This window comes from Nocardioides sp., from assembly GCF_047606145.1.
In the GTDB taxonomy this organism is placed as follows: domain Bacteria; phylum Actinomycetota; class Actinomycetes; order Propionibacteriales; family Nocardioidaceae; genus Nocardioides.
This window is the reverse complement of record NZ_JASGET010000073.1, coordinates 1-2,639: the sequence shown is the minus strand read 5'-3', so window position 1 is coordinate 2,639 and position 2,639 is coordinate 1. Positions and strand designations below refer to the sequence as shown.

Here is a 2,639-nt window from a genome sequence, read left to right as displayed (position 1 = left end):
CCGCAGCACGGCTCGGCCGTGCTGCGGGACCTCGTGGCTTGCCCGGGCGCCGGGCCCTCGGTGTGGAATGCTCGGGCGTGGCGTAGCACTCGCCTGTCAACGGCTCCGTCGAGAAGGGTGTGCGGAGCCGGCACGCATGCAAGGAGTACCCACATGACGCAGCTGGGTGGCGCGACCTCGGGCCTGGTGCGGGTCACCGTGTCCTCGGGCAGCCGCCGGGTCGACCTGGTCCTGCCGGGCGCTGTGCCGCTCGCCGAGCTGGTGCCCGAGCTGGCCCGTAGCGTCGGCCTGCTCGACGCCGCCACCGCCTACGGCGGCTACCGGGTGGTCCTGGCGGACGGGCGCCGCCTGGCCGGCGAGGTCGGGCTGATCCCGCAGGGCGTCGCCGACGGCGGGGTGCTCACCGTGACGGCTGCGGTCGACGATCCGACGCCGCGTGTCTACGACGACGTGGTCGAGGCGATGACCGACGTGGTCGAGACCGAGCTGCGGCCGTGGCGGCCCGAGGCCGGGCGCCGTACCGCGCTGGTGGCCGCGTGCGTGCTGCTCGCGCTCGGTGCGGTCGCCCTGCTGGCCCAGGGCGCCTCGGCGCTCGCCGGGGCGGCGGCAGCGGTGATCGCGGTGGTGCTGGTCGGCGGTGCGGTGGTGCTCTCCCGTGCCGAGGACGAGACCGACGCCGCGGTCGCGGTGGGCCTGATGGCACAGGCGTACGGCGCGGCGGCCGGCCTGCTGCTCGGTCTGCATCAGACCTCGGCGCCGGTGCAGACCCTCCCGCTCGCCTGGGCCGGCGCCGGGGCGCTGGCCGCGGGCGTGCTCTGTCTGCTGGGGGTGGCGTCCGGGCGGATGCTGATGCTGCCGGGTGCCGTCGCCGGGCTGGTCTTCGGCGGCTCGGGGGCGTTGCTGTATGCGACCGACTGGCGGGCGGGCGTCGTGCTCGCGGTGGTCCTCACCGTCGTGGTGCTCGCCGGTGGCGTCTTCCCCTGGCTGGCGCTGTCGATGACCTCGACCGACGTGCAGCGCCTCTACGCGCCCGGCGACATCACCGCGGAGCCCGGCGAGATCGACCGGTCACGAGTGCTCACCGACGCCGCGGTCGCCCACGAGATCCTGGTCGCGATCACCGCCACGGTGGGCCTGCTGGTGGTGCTGATCGCGCCGTTCGTGGTGGCACTGGGCCTGGCCGGGACGCTGTTGATGGTGGCGGCCTGCCTGGCGCTGATGCTGCGCACCCGGCAGTACCGCACCGGTCCGGAGGTGCTCACCGGCCTCGGCTCCGGGATCCTCGGTCTGGCCTCCCTCGGACTGGCGGTGCTCTGGCTGCACCCGGACTGGCGGCCCACCCTGGCGGTGGTGCTGGCGGCCGCCGGCGGTGTGCTGCTCGCCCTCACCCTCGTCCCCGGGGTGGCGACGATCCGCCGCGGCCGGTTGGCGGACGTGGCCGAGTCGGCCGTCCTGATCGCGCTGGTGCCGCTGGTGGTGGTCGCCTCGGGACTGCTCTCCTCGGTGAGTGTGTGAGGCGATGACCACCAAGAAGGACCTCGTCGAGGCGCACGCGTTCAGCCGGCGCCGGCTGGTCACCGCGTTCCTCTCCGGCGCGCCCGGCGGGCGTGAGGTCGAGCCGAACCGGCCGGGTCGCACCATCCTCGGTGGTGTCGCGCTCGCCGTCCTGCTGCTCGCCGCCGGCGCGGTCGCCTCGGTGCTCGCCCCGCGCGCGGCCAGCGACTGGGACAACCAGGGGCTGGTGGTGACCGAGTCCGGTTCGCGCTACGTCGTCACCCAGGACGGCGGCGACCTGTGGCCGGTCACGAACCTGACCTCCGCCCAGCTCATCCTCGGCCTGGAGCCGCACACCACGGTCGTCTCCGCGGACACCGTCGACAAGCGCACCCCCCGGCCGCCGATCGGGATCCTCGGTGCGCCGGAGTCGCTGCCGACCACCGACCACTTCATCGAGACCGGCTGGACCGCGTGCACCGCGGCGGGCCGCGGGGTGAGCGTCGGCCTGTCGGCCTCGCCGGGCGTGGCGGAGACGTCGGGGGCTGGCTTCCTGGTCCGCACCCCGGACGGCACCCGCTGGCTGATCGCCGAGGCGACCTCCTCGGACACGACGCAGGTCCGGGCCTACCGCTACCGGCTGCCGGACAACCCGGCGTTGGCGCAGTCCCTGTTCCGCGACGGCGAGCAGGTGCCGCCCGAGGTCGACGTCTCCGCGGACTGGGTCGACCTGTTCCCGGCGGGGACCGCGCTCGGTGCCGAGGGCTTCGACGACGACGGGTACGGCGAGCCGAGCAAGCTGGCCGGGCAGTCGGGCGTGCCGTCCTCGGTGCGGACCGGCGACCTGATGACCTATCAGGGCCGGTCCTATCTGGTGCGCCGCGACGGCTGGGTCGAGCTCTCCCCGTTCGCCGCCGCGGTCTACGCCAACACCCCCGTGCACGGCACCCTCCCGGCCGCGCCGGTGGCGCTGGATCGGCTGCCGAGCCTGGCCTCGAGCGAGACCTCGATGCCCGCCACCCGGTGGCCACGCAACCAGCTCACCGCGCTGCTCGGCACCGCGTGTGCCCGGCTGGACGCCGGCGCCGGCGCGGCGGCGACGGTGCGACTCACGCGGCCGGCAAGCGACGCCTCGGACGCCTCGG

Annotated in this window: 2 protein-coding genes; both read left to right on the top strand. The window is 75.1% G+C overall.

Translation table 11 applies throughout. The features are described from left to right. Positions 1-153 precede the first annotated feature (153 nt). Positions 154-1,515: an EsaB/YukD family protein gene (locus tag QM638_RS09295; protein ID WP_415141683.1), complete on the top strand. Its 1,362-nt coding sequence runs from the start codon at positions 154-156 to the stop codon at positions 1,513-1,515. Positions 1,516-1,519: 4 nt separating this feature from the next. After that, positions 1,520-2,639: type VII secretion protein EccB (locus QM638_RS09290; RefSeq protein ID WP_415141682.1), on the top strand; the 1,120-nt coding region annotated here is incomplete at its 3' end.

Bases quoted from the DNA above. Each gene is read 5' to 3' on its own strand.
- QM638_RS09295 (WP_415141683.1), top strand. From the start codon at position 154: ATGACGCAGCTGGGTGGCGCGACCTCGGGCCTGGTGCGGGTCACCGTG.